The organism is Sphingobium salicis subsp. salicis, assembly GCF_049472635.1.
In the GTDB taxonomy this organism is placed as follows: domain Bacteria; phylum Pseudomonadota; class Alphaproteobacteria; order Sphingomonadales; family Sphingomonadaceae; genus Sphingobium; species Sphingobium yanoikuyae_A.
In genome coordinates, this window is record NZ_JAYRCS010000001.1 from 311,947 (window position 1) to 330,336 (window position 18,390).

Consider the following 18,390-nt stretch of genomic DNA (forward strand, 5'->3'; position numbering starts at 1 on the left):
GTCTAGCCGAGCGCGGGGCGACGTGCAAATGGCGGACCGGCCGGCGCGGCATGATGCGCGCGCCGGCCGGCCGTCCTGTCTGTGTCCGATCGGATCAGAAGGAGAATTTGATTGTGCCGCCCCAGGTCTGCGGATCGCCGACCTGGCCGGCGATCAGGCCGGTATTGCCCGGCGCGACCTGAAGATTTTCGATATAGTTGACGTCGAAGGCGTTGCGCACCCAGCCGAACACATCGAAGCCTTCGCCGCGGAAGCCGGCGCGGACGTTGGTCAGGGCATAGCCCTTCACTTCGGTGTAGATGGATGGCGAAGCATTGCTGTTCCAGTGCGAACGGTAATTGCCGTCGACGCCCAGATAAAGCTGCCCGTCCTTCGCCAGCAGCGTGACCGGGATGTTATATTCCGCGCCGTAGGAGAAGGCCCATTTCGACACGCCGGGCAGGTTCTGCCCCGAAATGTCGCACTGGCGCGGGCTGAGTGCGCCGGGGACGCCGGGCTGCGAATAATCCGGGGTGGCGCCCGACGGCTGATAGGTGCCGCCGGACAATTCGGGCGGACAGGGCGCGTCGACGAACTTCTTGTACTTGGCGTCGGTGAAGGCGCCATTGGCATAGGCGGTGAAGCGGTCGCTGGCGACGATCTTGAAATCCGCCTCGATCCCCTGCGAACGGACCTTGCCGGCATTGGCGAGATAGCCGCGCACGGTGCCGAACTGGCCGCCATTCACGGTCGCCTGGAAATTCTTGATGTCGGTGCGGAAGGCGGTGAGGTTGAAGGTCGCCCGGCGATCCAGGAACTGGGTCTTGAGGCCGATTTCATAATGATTGACCGATTCCGGCTTCACCGTGCTGGCGTCATAATTGACCGTGTTGTCGGCGTTGAGCGGCAGGCCATTCTGGTTGATACCCAGCGTCTTGAAGCTCTTCGCATAGGTCGCATAGGCCAGCACGTCCGGCGCGATCTTGTAGTTGACGTTGAAGTCGTAGGTGAAGTTCCAGGCGCTGTCGGACGGGGAACTGACCTGGGGCTGGTAAACGCCGCACTGCTGCGTCGTCCCCTTGATGGTGCCGGGCTCCGCAACCGTGGTGCAGCTGATGGCCTGGCCCTGCGCATTGGTGACGACACGCTGGTAGAAACCGGACTTCTTGTCGTAGTTCAAGCGCACGCCGGGCTGGATGGTCAGGGCGTCCGTGACCTTCCAGCTGAGCTGCCCGAACAGGGCGGCGCTGTCGGCCTTTAGCCACTGCGTATTGCTGGCGGTCAGGCCGGCCAGAGTGGCCGGAATATTGGCGGGGTTGTTCGGGTCGGTCGAGGGGGCAAGGCTCCACTGGGCCGCATCTTCGCCCTGCTGTTCGGTGCCCTGGGTGTCGATCCGCTGCTTCAAGCCGAACAGACCGACGACGAAGTCGATGTCCTTGCTTTCGTAATTATAGCGGAACTCCTGGCTATACTGGTCCTGCTGCGAGGGGTTCTGCGACTTGGAGACGATCGACAGGCCGGTGAAGTCGCGGTCATTTTCCGGCTTCCAGTCCCAGAAGCGCCAGGCGGTGACCGAGGTCAGCGTGCCGGGGCCGACATCCCATTTGATCTTGGCCGACACGCCGCCAATCTTGTTGCCGGCATTGAGGTTGGAATCGAGGTCGGTCAGTCGGTCATAGGGGTTGCGGCTGGGCACGACATAGCCCTGGGCAGCGGCCAGCGCATCATATTGGCGATTGAGCGGACGCTGGGTCTTGCCGACGCGCACGAAGGTGGTGCCGCAGCATTCGGGATCCTGCTTGCTATAGTCGCCCGACAAGGTGAGGCTGAAATCCTCGGTCGGCTGGAACAGCAACTGGCCGCGAATGCCCAGATTGTCCTGCTCGTTGATCCAGCGCTGGCTGGTCACATTGTAGAGCGTGCCGCGGCGGCTGGTCGCGGCGACGGCGATGCGGGCGGCGATCGTGTCGGTCAGCGGGCCGGAAATGGCGGCCTTCGCCTGCTTGTAGTTCAGATTGCCGACCGTCAGTTCGGCGCGGCCCTCGAAGTCGAAGGTCGGCTGGTTGGTCGTGATGTTGATCGCGCCCGCCGTGGTGTTCTTGCCATAGAGCGTGCCCTGCGGGCCGCGCAGCACTTCCACCTGGTTGACGTCGAGGAAGTCGAAGGTCGCGGCAGCGACGCGGCTGTTATAGACATCGTCGACATAGATGCCGACGCCCTGTTCGAAGCCGTCGCTGGTGAGGCCGAACGGCACGCCAAGGCCGCGGATGTTGACCGAGGTGTTGCGTGGATTGGTGGTGTAGACCTGTAGCGTCGGCGCGAGCTGCTGCAGCTTCACGATGTTGAAATTGCCGGTCGCCTCGATGCTGTCGCCCTTCACCACGGAAATGGCCAGGGGCACTTCCTGCGCGGTTTCCTGACGGCGGCGGGCGGTGACGACGATCACGTCGCCGCGCGGGCTGCTGGCCTGCTGGTCATCGGCGGCAGCGGGTTGGGCGGCTTCGGCCGCAAAGGCGGCAGGCGTGACAAATGACGCGCTCGCCACGCTGGCGGGCAACAGAAAACGCGCAATCATGTTCTTCCCCTTGGTTCCGGAGGTCCGGTGAGTTTTGATCGCGGCGTTTCCGGTGGTCCGGTCAAAGCCGTGCTGGGGTCGTTTCTGGTGATGCGGCGTCCCCAGTGCCGCATCGGCATGCCATCCCCGACATGCCCTGATCTATGCGCTTGCCCTCCCTTGATCGGTCAGGCGGTCAGGCGCGTCTTTTCGGTGACGTCGATCTGCACGACGCGGGCGTCGTGGACGGTCAATGTGATGGAGCCGAAGCGCAGCCCTTCCAGCACGTCGCGCACCTTGTCGATGCTGGCGATGATGTCGGGGCGCTGGCCTTCGGCGCGGCTGTGGCGAAGTTCGATGGTTCTATGTTCGGTCATGTTCATCCCTCTGGCCGCGTTTTAACTCAACTGCATTAGTAGACAAAAAAGCAAATATAAGGGGCGCGCAAGATTCTCTTGTCGCGCCCCGGCGATGTCTGGGGCCGATATCAGCTGGTCATGCGCAGCCCGTCGGACGGGCGATCGAGCCGCGCCATCGGCATGGCCGGGCGCATCTGGCGCACGGCGGACGCCTGTTCCTGCGCATTGTCGATCAGCCGTTCCAGCAGCGCCTGGCCAAAGCCCCAGGCGCCCAGCCCCGAATCCGCGTTGATATGGCCGCTATGGCCGGCATCGACGAACTGGCTGCCCCAATTCTTGCCGATGCTGTGGGCGCGTTCGAAGAAGATATAGGGGTCGTTCCGACTGGCGACGAGGATCGACGGGAAGGGCAGGGGCGTGCGCGGTGTCGGGCCGAATCCGCCGATCGTCTCGGGCGTTTCCATCCGGTCGCAATCGGGCGGCGCCACCAGCAGCGCGCCGGTCACCGGCCAGCCATAGGCCTGGCTTTGCAGGGCGCCCCACCAGGCGACGGCCAGGCAGCCCAGGCTGTGCGCCGCCAGGATGACCGGCCCATCAGCCTGGCGAATGGCAGCGTCGAGCCGCGTGACCCAGGCATTGCGATTGGGGCTGGCCCAGCTGCCCAGGTCGACGCGCTGGCAATCGCCGCGTCCGCTGTCCCACAATGTCTGCCAATGATCCGGGCCGCTGTTGTTGAGGCCGGGGATGGTCAGCACGACCGGCTGGCGCGCGTCACCCGAATGTCCGAATCGCTCCATTATCCTTATCCTCGTCCTATATTCTGAGCCTCCCAAAATAATACTATTCATCTGGTAGACAATGGGTGAGCGCCGAAATGTGTCAGAATCTGGGCAACCTGAATGGCAGATAAACGGGCGCGTCGACCCCATGGCCGCGCACCCGCATCAAGCCCCTGAACGGGCAGGGAAAAGCTACCAGGGGTAGATCAGCCCATAATATTGGTAGACGTTGCGGCCATAGGCATCGTCGAAGGCCGGCCGGTCCTCGTCCAGATAATGGGGCGCCTGTTCCAGCACCTCCTTGGCCAGTTCGATCACATAGCCGCCCTTGTCCGTATCATAGGCCAGCATCGACCAGGGCAGGGGATAATGTTCATTGCCCATGCCCAGGAAGCCGCCGAAGGACAGCAGTGCATAGCGCACATGGCCGCTGCGCTTGTCGACCATGAAATGGGATATCTTGCCAAGCCTGTCGCCCTGGCGATTGTAGACGGCGGTGCCCTCGACCCGGTCGGACGCGATCAGGTCATGGCGATGCGCGCTCATCATCTCGGCCATTGTCACTCTCCTGCAAAAACATTCTATTCTGATGCAACCATGGGGAACCGCTGGGGTTCCTCCGCTTCACAGCAAGGAGCATCGGCATGAAGATCAATCGCAGCGGTTCGGCGGCCTGGAGTGGCGGCCTGAAGGACGGCAAGGGCACGATCTCGACCCAGAGCGGCGCGCTCGACGCCTATCCCTATGGCTTCGCCACCCGGTTCGAGGGCATGCCGGGCAGCAATCCGGAAGAACTGATCGCGGCGGCCCATGCCTCCTGCTTCACCATGGCGCTGTCGCTGATCCTGGGCGAGGCCGGACTGACGGCGGAGAAGATGGAGACGAGCGCGGTCGTCACGTTGGAGCAGCAGGAGGGCGGCTTTGCCATCACCGCGAGCAAGCTGACGCTGAAGGCGAAGATCCCCGGCGCCGACGACGCGACTTTCCAGGAACTGGCGGCCAAGGCCAAGGCCGGGTGCCCGGTATCGAAACTGCTGAAGGCCGATATCAGCCTGGATGCGGAACTGCTGGCCTAGGCCGCGGGGATACGCCTGGCGTGGCGATGTTCACGCCAGGCGATATAGAGGCCGCTGGCGATGATCAGTGCGGCGCCGACCCAGGTGGTCCACATCGGCCAGTCGCCCCAGATCGCCCAGCCCAGCAGGGTGGTCCACAGGATCGAACTATAATCCATCGGCAGCACCACCGACACCGGCGCCCAGCGCAGCGCGGCGGTGAGGCAAAGTTGCGCGATGCCGCCGAACAGGCCGATCATCAGCAACAGCCCCCAGGTCTGCGCGTCATGCGGCTGGCCATAGAAGAGCATGCCGATGCCGAGCGGCGGCACCGACAGGGCCGTGAACCAGAAGACGACGACCCCCGCGCTCTCGGTGCGGCCCAGTTCCCGCAGCACCAGGCTGACGCTGGCCGTCACCAGCGCGGCGGTGATGGCGACGGCAACGCCCATCGGCGGGAAATGGCCGCCTTCGGGCCGGACCATGATGAGGACGCCCAGAAAGCCGATCAGGACCGCAGCCCAGCGATGGATGCCGGTGGGTTCGCGCAGGATCAGCGCCGACAGGATCGTGCCGAAGATCGGCATGGTGAAGCCGATCGTCGTCGCTTCCGCCGGCGGCAACAGGATATAGGACAGGAAATTGAGCGCCATGCCGGTGAGGCCGATGACCATGCGGGTCGCATGGACACTGATCCGGCGGGTGCGGATGGCGCCGATGCCGCTGCTCATCGCCAGCCAGGCGAAGACCACGGGCAGGGCAAGCGCCTGACGGTAGAAGAGGGTTTCGACCAGATGGACGCCATGGGCGTCGGCAACCCGGCCGGTCACGAACATCACCGCCAGGCAGATGACCGCGACCAGGCGCAGGCCGATGGCGAAGAGCGGGCGATGCGGGCGGGACGGGGCGGCGGCGCTGGACACGCCGCTTCCTTAACCCGGTTACGCGATGGCGCAACCGGGCTGGGTCGGGTTTCTTACTTGGGCGGCTTGCGGAATTTCAGCGTCATGCGGTCGCTTTCGCCGATCGCAACATACTTCGCCCTGTCAACTTCGCCGTTACGCAGCGTGGGCGGCAGGGTCCAGACGCCCTTTTCCCAGTCGGCCGTGTCCTTGGGATTGGCGTTCACTTCCGATGCGCCGACATATTCGAAGCCCGCGCCTTCCGCGATACGGCGGATGGTCGAGACCTTGAGGTAGCCGCTGCTCTTTTCCAGCGCCGTGTCGCGATCCTCGGGCAGGCGATGGTCGACGATGCCCAGCGTGCCGCCGGGCTTGAGCATGGCGAAAAAGGCCTTGAAGGTCGCATCCTCGCTGCCGCCCATGACCATGTTGTGGACATTGCGGAAGGTCAGCACGGTGTCGACGCTGTTGGCCGGGATGCTGGCGGCTTCCTCGGGATAGGCGACCAGCTTCACCTTGTCATAGGCCTGCGGCTTTTCGGCCAGGAACTTCTTGTAGCCGTCAAGATAGCGGCCGGTCGGCTGGAGCGCGTAGAAGCTGCCCTTGTCGCGCAGCAGCGGCGCCAGGATTTCCGTGTACCAGCCGCCGCTCGGCGCCCATTCCACCACCGTCTGGGTCGGCGTCACGCCAAAGAAGGCGAGAGTTTCCTGCGGATGGCGATATTTGTCGCGCGCGACATTGGCCGGGGTGCGGCTGGACGCGCCGATGGCGGCTGCCACCGGATCGGCGCCATGGCCGGCATGCTGGGCGACGGCCGCGCCCAGCGGCAGGAGGGCAAGGGCAGCGGCAAGCGCGATCGATCGGCGGGGAAAAGCGGACATGGGCAACCTCTCAACGGATCTGGAGCGCAGGGTGTGCCGTGCCCGCATCCCACTGGCAAGGAAATCCGGCGCTTATGGACCGGTTGGTCAGGACCAACTGCCCGCGATCGACTCCGCCGTGGCGTCGATCGCGGCCGGTTCATCCTCGCCGGTCAGGGCATAGGACATGTCGCCGCGCCGCCAATAGGCCACCGACTGGGCGCCCTCGCGCACAGAATCCGGCCGTTCTGGGGCGTCGGTGCGCTGGTGCATGGCATAGATGGACAGGTCGCGCCCTTCGGGCGTGCGCAGCGCGATCAGCAGCGCGGGCGTGCGTTCACCGGGGAAGAGCTGGACATCGGTCACGCGCCAGTCGGCGGGCAGGCCGGGAATGTCGATATGGGTGCTGGCCAATATCTCGCGCGGGTCGAAGCTGGGCGATTCGATCTGCCCCTGCATCCGGGCGCGGATCATGGCGACGCGGTGGGAGGTTGCGGCATCGACCACATAGGCGGGCGGCCCGTCGCGTACCATGAGAAGGGCAACGAAGCTTGCCGCCAGCAGGGCAAGGCCGCCGCCGGCGCCGATCGCAAAGCGACGATGGCGCGTGGCGGGCGGGTGGAGCGCGCTCGCCTGTGCCGCCATGGTTTCGGGCAGGGGCGCGCGGTCCTGCGCCAACAGGCGCAGCCCGGTGCGGGCGCTGAGGTCGCCCATGACCTGCGCGGCGAGGTCGGGCCGGCGCGACAGGCGGGTCTCCACCGCAAAGCGCCGGCCGGGATCGAGCTGGCCGTCGACATAGGCCATCAGTTCGATCTCCGAAGGATCCTCACTCATCCTGTCCTCCCACGATGCGCAGCCGATCGCGCGGCTGCCTGTCCCTGTCCTGTCGTAATGTCGCCCGTGCACGGGCAAGACGCGACATCACCGTGCCGACCGCTATGCCCAGAAGGTCGGCGCTTTCCTGATAGCTCAGCCCTTCGACGACGGTCAGGTGCATGACGGCGCGCTGATGGTCGGGCAGGTCGGCAAAGGCGCGGGCGACCTGCATCAGGTCGGCGCGCACCTCCTGTTCGGGATCGGCATGATCGACCTGGATCTGGGCAAAGGCCAGATTGCGGCGTGTTTCCGCCGCCTCGCGCCGCTTCGCCGAGATGAAGACATTGTGGACGATGGCCAGCAGCCAGCGGCGGCGGCTGCGATCGGGCTGGAACTGGTCGCGCCGTTCGATCGCGCGCATCACGGCGTCCTGCACCACATCGTCAGCGGCGACATGGTCGCGCGACAGGGCGCGGGCATAGCGACGCATGGCGCGCAGGTCCGCCTCCATTTCCATGTCCGTCCGCTTGTCCGTCATCCACATCATTCCATTGGGGCGCCCGCCAGTTCGCGATAGACGCGCGCCACCGAATCCAGGACATGGTCCCAGCGATAGTCGCACGCCGTCGCCTCCGCCGCGTGGCCAAGCCGCCGCCTTAGGCCGGTGTCGCGGACGAGGGAAGCCAGGTCGCCGGCATAGGCGCCAACGTCGCCCGGCGGCACCAGCAGTCCGTTGACGCCATTATCGATCAGGGCGGATGCGCTGGGGACGTCGGCCGACAGGACGGCAAGGCCGCTGGCCATCGCCTCCAGATTGACGTTGCCAAACGCCTCCGTGACGCTGGGATTGACCAAGATGTCGGCGCTGGCGACCAGCGCGCCGAGACGTGCCCCTTCGACATGGCCGGCAAAGCTGGCATTGGGCAAATGGCGGGCGAGGGCATCGCGCGCCGGGCCATCACCCAGGATCAGGGGACGCAGCGACAGGCCGTTGGCGCGCGCCGCGATGATGGCGTCGGCGAAGATGTCGAGCCCCTTTTCCCGGACCAGCCGGCCGAAGAAGAGCGGCACGACATCGTCGGGCGCATAGCCAAGCTGGGCGCGCAGGCTTTCATCTCGCATCGCCGGGTGAAAGGCGGATCGATCGACGCCCCGGCTCCAGAGGGCAATGCGTTCGGCGCCATGGATTGCGGCGAGGTCCGCGGCGATCGGCGGGGTCGGGGCGAGGATGCGGTCGCAGTCGCCATAGAAGCGATCGAGATAGGCCACGACCTTCGGGCGCAGGAAGGCGAGGCGATAATAAGCAAGATAGGTCTCGAACCGGGTGTGCAGGCTGGCGACGGCCGGAACGGCGTTGCGCCGCGCCCAGTTCAGCGCCTGCCGGCCGAGCAGGTCGGGTGCGGACAGATGCACGATGTCAGGCTGGAACGCCTCCAGATCGGCGCGGGCGGCACGGGTCAGGCCGATCGCGAGCCGATATTCCGGGCGACCGGGAATGCAGAGCGAGCGCACCGATCGGACATCGCCGGCCGAGGCGAAGGCCGGCGTCGGCGCGGTCGGCGAATAGATGCGCACCTCTGCCTTATGCTCGTCCAGCATATGCCGGACCAGGCGGTTGAGTGCCCGGTTCGCGCCATCGCGCACGCAATCATAATTGCCCGAAAACAGCGCGATCTTCAGCGGCCGGGATGATGCCGGCGCCGCGGCGACCGGCAGGGCGGCATGAATATGGGCGCGAAGGGAAGAGAGCGGGGAATGCAGCGTCATGCCCCGCTTACGCTTGTCGGATCGCGCCTATTCCATCGATGGGCAATTAAAATTGACGAATGATGCGCAGGCCGGCGGTGGGGCGGAAGATATCGCCGCGCGGCCGTTCCGCGCCAAGGCCCGCCTGCATGGCGAAATTGCCGCCCAGTTGCTGGTGCAGTTGCGGCATCAGCAGCAGGCCGCCCTCGCTGCCGCCCTGATAATTGATCTCCAGCCCCAATACCTGCCCTTCACGGCTGTCGTAGAAGGCTGAGTGGTTCAGGATCACGCCGTTGCGGCCATGGCCGCCCGACAGCTTGACGTCGGCAAGCCCTGCCATCGTCACGCTGCTCCAGCGGCTATTGTAGCGATGGGCCACCATATAGGCGAAACTGCTGCGATATTGTTTGGCGCGGCGGTCATAGATGCCGAGATATTGGACGCCATGACCGGTGCGTCCGCCGCCTGTGGTGCCGAAACTCGCCTGAAGGCCTAGCTTCAGTTCAGCAAGCCGGCCGTTGACGAAGGGCAGTTCGCCCTCGATCGCGAAGCCGTCGGCAAAGGCATATTCGATTTCCGGCGCCCAATGGACGGCGTCGTCATCGCCCGATAGCGGAACGGTCGCCAGCGTATTGACCTCCAGTTCGCCGCGCTTGGCGCCCAGCGGCCGCATCATGTCGAAGATCATCGGTTCGGGCACGTCGGGATAGGCGTCTGACGCCAGCGCGGCATCGCCCAGAAAGGCGCTCGCCATGGCGGCAAGGCCATGGCGCGAAAGGGATCGAACGGACAAGAAAGGCTGCTCCCGCGATAAGGATGTGACGATTCACATCCCCGTCTACGCGGGAGCGGAAGCCTTTATTCCCTGAGGGTCAGAGACAGGCCTCGAGGAAGGGCTGGTCGAAGCCGAACATGCGGGCCTTGTCGAGCGTATAGGGGCGCAGGCCCATCGAGCGATATTCGCCGATGATCTTACCGCTGTCATCCTCGTCATGATATTCGAACTTGAACAGTTCCTGGGTGACGATGACGTCGCCTTCCATGCCGATCACTTCGGTCACGTTGGTGACGCGGCGCGAACCGTCGCGCAGGCGCTTCACCTGGACGATCAGATCGACCGAGTCGGCGATCTGCTTGGAAATGGCTTCCTTCGGGATCTTGATGTCGCCCATCAGGATCATGTTTTCCATACGGCCCAGGCATTCGCGCGGGCTGTTGCTGTGCAGCGTACACATGGAGCCGTCATGGCCGGTGTTCATCGCGGCGAGCAGGTCGAAACATTCCGCGCCACGAATTTCGCCCAGGATGATGCGATCAGGACGCATACGCAGGGCGTTCTTGACGAGATCGCCGATGGTGATCGCGCCCTGGCCTTCCAGGTTGGGCGGGCGGGTTTCGAGCGGCAGCCAGTGCGGCTGCTGCAGGCGCAGTTCGGCCGCGTCCTCGATGGTCAGCACGCGCTCGCCCGGATCGATCATCTTCGACAGCGCGTTGAGCATCGTCGTCTTGCCCGAACCGGTACCGCCCGAAATGACGATGTTGAAACGACAGGCACCGGCGATCTTGAGTGCGGTCGCCATCTTCTGGTTCATCGCGCCCCATTGGGCGAGCATGTCGATGGTGATCGGCTTGGCCGAGAATTTACGGATCGAGATGGCCGTGCCCTTGAGGCTGAGCGGCGGCACGATCACGTTGACACGCGAACCGTCGGGCAGGCGGGCGTCGGCCAGCGGCGTGGTCTGGTCGACGCGGCGGCCGACCTTGTTCACGATGCGCTGGGCGATCTGAAACAGATGCTCTTCATCGCGGAACTTGATCGGCGCGATCTGGAGCTTGCCCTTCTTTTCGACATAGGTCTGCTCGGGGCCGTTGACCATGATATCGCTGATGTCCGGGTCGGCCAGCAATTCCTCGAGCGGGCCGAGGCCCAGAAGCTCGTCGACCAGCACCTTTTCCAGCGCGAACTGCTCGCGCCGGTTGAGCGTCAGCTTCAGCTCGGCCAGCACCTCCATGATGATCGGCCGGAATTCCTCCGCCAGTTCATCCTTGGTGAGGGTCGCGGCCGCTTCGGGATCGACGCGTTCGAGCAGGCGGGGAAGCACCTGTTCCTTGATCTTGTGAACCGACGCCTCGAACCCTTGCGGGCCGGCATCGGCGACATGTTCGGCATTGGCGCGTTCGGACAGGCGCGACATGGCGTCCGCATTGCGCTGCATCTGGCTGGTCGGCGCCGATAGCGGATCGAGCGGAATTTCGCCCGGCAGGGCCGCCAGGTCGAGCGGCGGGAACTGCTCGCCGCCGCGCGGGGCCTCCTCGCGCGCTGCGCCGCCGCTGTGCATCGGTCGGGCGACGCCGAAACCCGGCTTGATGCCGGCAGGTCCATTTTTCCGTCCAAATGCGCTCATAACTCTCCGCCGGAATTCTGCGATCGGGCCAGCCACCCCAAAATGGGCCGATTCACCATGGCTGGAGAAGGTGAATAAGCTGGAAACTTTGACAAATGGCTAATGGGCTGGCGCCACAGGAGGAGCGCCAGCATCAGCAAAGCGGCAAGGCTGATGGCCATGCCGACGCTTTCCTGCCACAGGCGCACCCGTTCGATCCGGTAAATGCCCGGCCGCGCATCGAAGCTGATGAGCGGGCCATGGGAAGGTACTGGCTGACCGTTACGCGTCACCTGCCAGATCGGAAAGGCGGCATGGCCCATGGTCACGGGACCAGGGCGGGTGACGATGATTCGGTCGCCGCGCGGCAGGGCGCGCCAGGGGCGCAGGTCGGTCGAGCGATCATAGCGATCGACGTGGGCAATGTCGAAACCGGCCGGAAGATATTCGGGGGCGTCGGGGACGATCCGGTCGAGCCGGCCATAGTCGATCGGCAGACGCAGATTGGCGCAGGTAATGATGCCGCTGACCAGATAGGGGAACAGCAGCAGCACACCAGCACCCGCCAGCAGGACTGGGCGAGGACGATAGGTCATCAGCGCGGTGATGGTTGCAAATTCGACGATGCCCAGCGCCCGCCAGGGAAATTGCGTCTTGTCGAGCAGGTCGATCTGCCAGAGGAACGGGATGAGGTTGATCGACGCGAGGGCGGTGACGATAGCGATTCCCGACCAGATCGACCGAGCGGGCCAGGCCAGCAGCCCCAGCCCCAGCGCGATGCAGGGAAATAGTATGAGATCTTCACGCCAGATCGACCAGTTGGCGGCGTGATATTTGCCGGTCCACAGCAGGGCTGTCGACATATGCGCTTGTAGCGTGGCGGCAGGCAGCAGATAGAAGGCAGCCAGGGTGAAGGCGAGAATGCCGGCGATCAGTCCGGGGACCAGCGTCGTGCGATCCTGCCATATCCGATGCAGCATCAGCGACGCGATCAGGAACACGCCGGTCAGCGTGGCGACCGGCAGATGGGTGAGAATGAGCGCGCCATAGCTGAGCGCGAGCAGGGCGATGCCGCCGCGCGATGGCAGGCGCGCAATCCCCAGGGCGATCAGCGGCAGCCAGATGAAGGCGGCAAATTCGGCCAAGGCGCCGCGCACATAGAAGTCATGGAGATGATAGGGGCCCAGCATATAGAGCGCGGCGCCCAGCAGCGGATGCGTGCCGCGCGAGGCGAGCCAGCGATGCATCGTCATGCCCGATGCGATCAGCAGCAGGAGTGCGGCGACATTGATCGCCTGGAGAACCGAGAGGCCCATCGCCGTCAGTCCACCGGACAGCCAATAGGCGAGCGGCGGATAGAAATAGAAGGTCGGGCTGCCCAGGCCTTCGAAGCTGCGGGGCAGCCAGCGCTCGTACAAGTGCCCGGCCGCCATTTGCTCGCTGAAATGGCCGGTCCACATATAATTGTAGAGATAGGAATGGCTGGCCCCTGGACCGAACAGGAAGGAAGGCAGCATCAGCAGGATGCCTAGCGCGGCCAATATGGTCATTGGGTGACGAAGAAGGCCGGAGGCGAAGCGCATGACCGCCCTGATGCCGCAATAGGGTAAACGAAGCGTAAGTCCTGTCTGGCGGTTACCCGTCATTAACCATTCTGACCGATAGCGAGCATAAGTGTCTGGCAGGATATCCACGCGCCATGCGAACCGTGTCGATCGTCATTCCCGTTTTCAACGAGCAGGACAGCCTGTCGCTGTTTCTGGATGCGGCGCGTCCTGCGCTGGCCGATGCATTGGCGCTGATCGGGCCGGATGCGCAGGCCGAATATCTGTTCGTCGATGATGGCAGCACGGACCGCACAGCCGATGTACTGGCGATCCTGTCGCGCCTGAACAGCGATGTCCGCTGCATCACCCTGTCCCGCAATTTCGGCAAGGAAGCGGCCTTGGCGGCCGGGATCGATCATGCTCGGGGCGACGCGGTCATTCCGATCGACGTCGACCTGCAGGATCCGCCGGCGGTAATCGTGGAGATGGTGCGATATTGGCTGGCCGGCGCGCAGGTCGTCAATGCGCGGCGGATCGATCGATCGACCGACAGCTGGTTCAAGCGCTGGAGCGCGCGCGGCTTCTATCGCCTGCTCAATCGCCTGTCGGATTATCCTATCCCTGAAAATGTCGGCGATTTCCGACTGCTCGACCGGCAGGCTGTCGATGTCGTCAAGCAACTGGGCGAGCAGGCACGATTTAACAAGGGGCTGTTCAGTTGGATCGGCTTTCGCGTCGCGACGGTCGATTATAGCCGGGCGCGCCGGGAGGCAGGCACCACCAAATGGCGGCTAGGCAAGCTCTGGTCGCTGGCGGTGGACGGCATTACCGCGTCGACCACCATGCCGCTGCGCATCTGGTCCTATATCGGTGGCGGGATCGCATTGCTGGCCTTTGCCTATGCGGCCTTCCTGATCGTGCATACGCTCGTCACCGGGGTCGATACGCCGGGCTATGCCTCCATCATGGTGGCGGTGCTTGGGCTGGGCGGGCTCAATCTGATGAGCCTGGGAATAATCGGCGAATATCTGGGCCGTGTCGCACGCGAAGTGCGGCAGCGGCCGCTTTATGTGATTGCGGACGAGCAGGGCGGCACGCCGCTCGTGACGCCACCGGACGCATGTGAAGGAGAGGTCCGGTGGATCGATCAGCCTATGCGAGCCTGAGTGCGCAGGAAGGCACGCATTGGTGGTTCGTAGCGCGCCGCGCGATCCTCGAAACGCTTATTTCCCGTCGAATTGCGCTGCGGCGCGATGCACATATTCTGGAAGCAGGTTGCGGGACAGGTGGCAATCTCGCCATGCTCAGTCGCCATGGCCGCGTCGATGCACTGGAATATGATGGCGAGGCACTGGGCATTGCTGCTGCGCGCGGCATCGGCAGGGTCGAGCCAGGCAGGCTGCCCGACACAATCGGTTTCGACGGACGGTGCTACGATCTTATCGTGCTGCTCGATGTGCTCGAACATGTCGAGCAGGATCGTGAGGCGCTGGCTGCGTTGCGCGATCGGCTGGCGCCGGGTGGAAGGATATTGCTGACCGTTCCGGCTGCCCCCTGGCTCTGGTCGGAGCATGACGTGCTGCACCATCACAAGCGTCGCTATACCGCTGCCAGCTTGCATGCCGTTGCACGTGATGCTGGCTTGCAGGTCCATGAGAAGGGGCATTTCAATGCGCTGCTGTTCCCCGTGGCGGTCCTTGCCCGTGCGGTTCAGCGGCTTACCGGGCGTGGCGCGGCAACAGAGGCCGTACCGCCAACATCACTGAATACTCTGCTGCGCCATGTCTTCGCGACCGAGCGGCACTTGTTGGGACGTGTGAGCCTGCCCTTTGGCCTTTCGCTCTACGCCATCCTGACGGCCTGACCCTGGCGGGCCATAACGGCCATCGGGATGATACCATTGTCCGTGCCAGCAACGCGCTGGTTCGGCCGCGCTTGCTCGATAGGGATTGGTCGGTCGCACCAGTGCAGGCATGTGCGATATCGGAGCCAGATAGGTGCCCATCGGCTGGAACCAGAAACTCTGTCGCCACGCCATGAAGAAGCTGCAGCGTACCTCCGGTGCGGCAGGATGGCCGACGGCGCGGCGAATTTCATGCAGCGGGGTCAGCGCGCCCACCGCCAGCGCGACGATCAGGAAAAGTCGCGCGCGGGATGGCACCAGAAGCAGGTCAACAAGCATGACCGCCAATATGGTCAGCGCGGTGACCGATCCCCGCATCATGAAATCTGTCGAAGACCCGATCTGCACGAAGGGAATGGCCAGCAGCCACAATGTCAGCAGGACAAGCGTATCCATCCCGAACCGCCGGACGTGGGCGACCAGTGCGATGGGAATCGCATAGACCAGTACCTCCAGCAGTTCGAACAGGCCCCATTGCAGCGGGGGCAATGCGTTGAGCCGGGCGCCTACATCATCATTTGCTGCGCCAAGATAAAGGAGACCCGGCGTTGCCAGCAACAGGGCAAGGGCGGGCAGGCCGATGTCGCGCGGCCGGATATTCCGCGCCATCAGCGCCCGCATACCCGCCAGTGCGGCAAAGGGCATCGCACCCATCAGCCCCAGGGGCGACCATAAGGCCGTTAGCGGCAACAGGGTCAGAAATTGTGCCAGGCTCGCCTTGCCGTCGCGCCATAGCAGATAGCCTGTTGCGCCGATCCAGCCTGACATCGCATGTTGCGGCACCCAGAAGGCCAGAGTGATGGTCGAGCTATATTGGAGATAGGCCCAATTCTCCATATGGTCGGATAGTCCGCCTCGGAACAGGATGCGCCCCAGGGCATCCAGCCCGCTGAAGCCGAGCAGTATCGCCAATGCCACCGTCCGTTCGCGACGCTGGTTGAACAGTGTCGAACCCATTGCCAGCAACATGGCCAGCATTACCGCATTCTGGAGCAGCAGCGCGATATCGCCGGCACCTGCGCCCCAGGCCTTGCCTGCCAACGCCGGTACGAGGAACATGCCGATCGGGAAGCGCAGCACATCCGGCTCCGCCCGCGCCGTATAGACGAAGGGCCAGGGGTTGATGCGCATATCGTTCAAAGCCGCCAGACGGACCTGCCAGTCGATATTGGCGTAGAAGAAGCGGCCTTCGCCGCCGAGCATCAGCAGGATCAGTGCGACCGCCAGGCAGGTGATCAGGGTCGCGGCGGTCGGTCCCCGTCGATCGGGCATGGCGCGCACGGTCGCGACGCACAGTCCGACGATCAGCAACGCTCCGAGCGGATAGGCCCAGACGGGCATGATATCGAGAAAGCGCCACAGCAGAAGCTGATCCAGCCCGAGCCAGGATAGCAACGCAGCAATCAGCCAGCCCGAGGGCAGTTGGCGTGCCAGCCAGGACGGCGATCCGTTCGCCGACGGCGTGAAGGCAGGTTCATCCTGGGCGGGTGCGGTAAAAGCGAGGGCGGTCATCGGCGGGCGGCACTCACAAGAAAAAGGGGCGCGAAGCGCGCCCCTTGGTCCGTTCGTCTGGCATGAATGCGGCAGGTCGGAAAGAGCCTGGCTCCCCCATCGGCCTGCGCGCCAGGAAGCCTCAGCCCGCCTTTTCGGCGAGAACCGTCAGGCCCTTTTCATTCACTTCGGCAAAGCCGCCCTCGACCGGGATGATTTCCGGTGCGGCGCCAGCCGAAGTGAAGAGCTGGATTGCGCCGTCGCGCACGGTCGACATGAAGGGCGCATGGCCCTCCAGCACGCCGAAGTCGCCATCGGTGCCGGGAACGACGACCTGATAGACCTCTTCCGAGCGGACGAGCTTTTCAGGGGTCACGAGTTCGAAATGCAGTGCCATTCTAAAATCTCCCCCCTCCCTTCCAGGGAGGGGCCGGGGGTGGGTGCCATCGCGATGCGATGGCCTGTGCCCTAGCCGAGAGACAGGAAGCGCGCTTCGCGCGCTACCCCCCCCTCAATCCCCTCCCTTGGAAGGGAGGGGAGGGTTTGTTGCTTAGGCTGCTTCGGCAGCCAGCTTCTTCGCCTTTTCGATGGCTTCGTCGATGCCGCCGACCATGTAGAAGGCGTTTTCGGGCAGATGGTCATATTCACCATCGACCACGGCCTTGAACGACTTCACCGTGTCTTCGATCTGGACGAACTTGCCCGAGATGCCGGTGAAGACTTCGGCGACGTGGAACGGCTGCGACAGGAACTTCTGGATCTTGCGCGCGCGGGCGACGGTGATCTTGTCCTCTTCCGACAGCTCGTCCATGCCCAGGATCGCGATGATGTCCTGCAGCGACTTGTACTTCTGCAGGATCGACTGGACGGCACGGGCGGTGTCGTAATGTTCCTGGCCGACGACGCGGGGTTCCAGAACGCGGCTGGTCGAGTCCAGCGGATCGACCGCCGGATAGATGCCCAGTTCCGAAATGGCGCGGTTGAGAACGGTGGTGGCGTCAAGATGCGCGAACGAGGTCGCCGGCGCCGGGTCGGTCAAGTCGTCCGCGGGGACGTAGACGGCCTGGACCGAGGTGATCGAGCCCTTGTTGGTCGAGGTGATGCGTTCCTGCAGCTGACCCATGTCGGTCGCCAGGGTCGGCTGGTAGCCCACGGCCGAAGGAATACGGCCGAGCAGAGCCGACACTTCCGCGCCCGCCTGGGTGAAGCGGAAGATGTTGTCGACGAAGAACAGCACGTCCTGGTTCTCGACGTCGCGGAAATATTCGGCGATCGTCAGGCCCGACAGGGCGACGCGGGCACGGGCGCCCGGCGGTTCGTTCATCTGGCCATAAACCAGGGCCACCTTCGAACCTTCGCTGATCGCGTTGCCGTCGGCATCCTTGGCGATGACGTTGGCGTCGAGGAATTCATGGTACAGATCGTTACCTTCACGGGTGCGTTCGCCCACGCCCGCGAAGACCGAGGTGCCGCCATGGCCCTTGGCAATGTTGTTGATCAGTTCCTGGATGAGAACGGTCTTGCCGACGCCGGCGCCGCCGAACAGGCCGATCTTGCCGCCCTTGGCATAGGGGGCCAGAAGGTCGATGACCTTGATGCCGGTGACCAGGATCGAGGCGTCGGTCGACTGGTCGACGAATTCCGGTGCCTTGGCATGGATCGGCGAACGCAGTTCGGTGGCGACCGGGCCGCGCTCATCGATCGGCTCGCCGACGACGTTCAGGATGCGGCCGAGGGTGGCCGGGCCGACCGGAACCGAGATCTGCGCGCCGGTGTCGGTGACTTCCTGGCCGCGGGTCAGACCGTCGGTCGAGTCCATCGCGATGGTGCGGACGGTGTTCTCACCCAGATGCTGGGCGACTTCCAGCACCAGGCGCTGGCCGTTGTTGCTGGTTTCCAGCGCCGAAAGGATCGCCGGAAGCGCATCGGGGAAGGTCACGTCGACGACGGCGCCGATGACCTGCGAGATGCGGCCTACATTGTTGGTGGTTGCCATGACTATGTCCTTGCCTGCT

Annotated in this window: 18 protein-coding genes; 3 read left to right on the forward strand and 15 right to left on the reverse strand. The window is 64.3% G+C overall.

Annotation, left to right across the window (positions count from 1 at the left end):
* Positions 1–94 precede the first annotated feature (94 nt).
* The 4 genes from VHN57_RS01510 to VHN57_RS01525 form a co-directional block, all read right to left on the reverse strand.
* Entirely contained in the window at positions 95–2,554 is a 2,460-nt protein-coding gene (locus tag VHN57_RS01510) for a TonB-dependent receptor (protein ID WP_278985510.1), read from the reverse strand.
* Positions 2,555–2,721: 167 nt separating this feature from the next.
* Positions 2,722–2,910: a YezD family protein gene (locus VHN57_RS01515; protein ID WP_004210739.1), complete on the reverse strand. Its 189-nt coding sequence runs from the start codon at positions 2,908–2,910 to the stop codon at positions 2,722–2,724.
* A gap of 110 nt (positions 2,911–3,020) precedes the next feature.
* The gene (locus VHN57_RS01520; RefSeq protein ID WP_010338566.1) at positions 3,021–3,689 is read right to left on the reverse strand and encodes an RBBP9/YdeN family alpha/beta hydrolase; all 669 of its coding nucleotides are present in this window, start codon (positions 3,687–3,689) and stop codon (positions 3,021–3,023) included.
* A 174-nt stretch (positions 3,690–3,863) separates the two neighbouring features.
* Entirely contained in the window at positions 3,864–4,229 is a 366-nt protein-coding gene (locus VHN57_RS01525) for a PRC-barrel domain-containing protein (protein WP_037511472.1), read from the reverse strand.
* A gap of 86 nt (positions 4,230–4,315) precedes the next feature.
* Here VHN57_RS01525 and VHN57_RS01530 point away from each other — a divergent pair, with 86 nt between their 5' ends.
* A complete protein-coding gene (locus VHN57_RS01530; protein WP_017500508.1) occupies positions 4,316–4,747 on the forward strand; it encodes an OsmC family protein in 432 nt (143 codons plus the stop codon).
* On the opposite strand, the gene VHN57_RS01535 is transcribed toward VHN57_RS01530, so the two are convergent.
* The 8 genes from VHN57_RS01535 to VHN57_RS01570 all read right to left on the reverse strand — a co-directional run bounded on the left by VHN57_RS01535 (position 4,744) and on the right by VHN57_RS01570 (position 13,017).
* Positions 4,744–5,649, reverse strand: coding sequence for a DMT family transporter (locus tag VHN57_RS01535; RefSeq protein WP_278985511.1), 906 nt, complete (start codon positions 5,647–5,649; stop codon positions 4,744–4,746). The two genes, VHN57_RS01530 and VHN57_RS01535, sit on opposite strands and share 4 nt — an antisense overlap.
* Positions 5,650–5,702: 53 nt before the next feature.
* Positions 5,703–6,509, reverse strand: a complete 807-nt coding sequence (locus VHN57_RS01540) for a class I SAM-dependent methyltransferase (protein ID WP_278985512.1) — start codon at positions 6,507–6,509, stop codon at positions 5,703–5,705.
* Between the two features lie 87 nt (positions 6,510–6,596).
* Positions 6,597–7,322, reverse strand: coding sequence for an anti-sigma factor family protein (locus VHN57_RS01545; RefSeq protein ID WP_278985513.1), 726 nt, complete (start codon positions 7,320–7,322; stop codon positions 6,597–6,599).
* On the reverse strand, positions 7,315–7,842 hold the full coding sequence (locus VHN57_RS01550) for a sigma-70 family RNA polymerase sigma factor (RefSeq protein ID WP_278985514.1): 528 nt from the start codon (positions 7,840–7,842) through the stop codon (positions 7,315–7,317). Before VHN57_RS01550 ends, VHN57_RS01545 begins: the two co-directional genes overlap by 8 nt.
* A gap of 5 nt (positions 7,843–7,847) precedes the next feature.
* Entirely contained in the window at positions 7,848–9,071 is a 1,224-nt protein-coding gene (locus tag VHN57_RS01555) for a glycosyltransferase family 4 protein (protein WP_278985515.1), read from the reverse strand.
* 46 nt (positions 9,072–9,117) lie between these two features.
* The gene (locus VHN57_RS01560; protein ID WP_254792310.1) at positions 9,118–9,843 is read right to left on the reverse strand and encodes a hypothetical protein; all 726 of its coding nucleotides are present in this window, start codon (positions 9,841–9,843) and stop codon (positions 9,118–9,120) included.
* Positions 9,844–9,922: 79 nt separating this feature from the next.
* Positions 9,923–11,455 carry a CpaF family protein gene (locus tag VHN57_RS01565; RefSeq protein WP_004210759.1) on the reverse strand — a complete coding sequence of 511 codons (1,533 nt, stop codon included), beginning with the start codon at positions 11,453–11,455 and terminating at the stop codon, positions 9,923–9,925.
* Entirely contained in the window at positions 11,452–13,017 is a 1,566-nt protein-coding gene (locus VHN57_RS01570) for a 6-pyruvoyl-tetrahydropterin synthase-related protein (RefSeq protein WP_423282446.1), read from the reverse strand. Before VHN57_RS01570 ends, VHN57_RS01565 begins: the two co-directional genes overlap by 4 nt.
* A gap of 116 nt (positions 13,018–13,133) precedes the next feature.
* On the opposite strand from VHN57_RS01570, the gene VHN57_RS01575 reads away from it, so the two are divergent.
* Positions 13,134–14,147, forward strand: coding sequence for a glycosyltransferase family 2 protein (locus tag VHN57_RS01575; protein WP_278985517.1), 1,014 nt, complete (start codon positions 13,134–13,136; stop codon positions 14,145–14,147).
* The gene (locus VHN57_RS01580; RefSeq protein WP_423282448.1) at positions 14,120–14,845 is read left to right on the forward strand and encodes a class I SAM-dependent methyltransferase; all 726 of its coding nucleotides are present in this window, start codon (positions 14,120–14,122) and stop codon (positions 14,843–14,845) included. The genes VHN57_RS01575 and VHN57_RS01580 overlap by 28 nt, the downstream gene beginning before the upstream one ends.
* Here VHN57_RS01580 and VHN57_RS01585 read toward each other — a convergent pair.
* The 3 genes from VHN57_RS01585 to atpD form a co-directional block, all read right to left on the reverse strand.
* A complete protein-coding gene (locus VHN57_RS01585; protein WP_278985955.1) occupies positions 14,741–16,396 on the reverse strand; it encodes a hypothetical protein in 1,656 nt (551 codons plus the stop codon). The genes VHN57_RS01580 and VHN57_RS01585 overlap by 105 nt on opposite strands.
* A 121-nt stretch (positions 16,397–16,517) precedes the next feature.
* Complete coding sequence (locus VHN57_RS01590) at positions 16,518–16,772, reverse strand: ATP synthase F1 subunit epsilon (protein ID WP_278985957.1); 255 nt, start codon at positions 16,770–16,772, stop codon at positions 16,518–16,520.
* A gap of 153 nt (positions 16,773–16,925) precedes the next feature.
* On the reverse strand, positions 16,926–18,371 hold the full coding sequence (atpD, locus tag VHN57_RS01595; RefSeq protein ID WP_004210765.1) for a F0F1 ATP synthase subunit beta: 1,446 nt from the start codon (positions 18,369–18,371) through the stop codon (positions 16,926–16,928).
* Between the last annotated feature and the right edge of the window lie 19 nt (positions 18,372–18,390).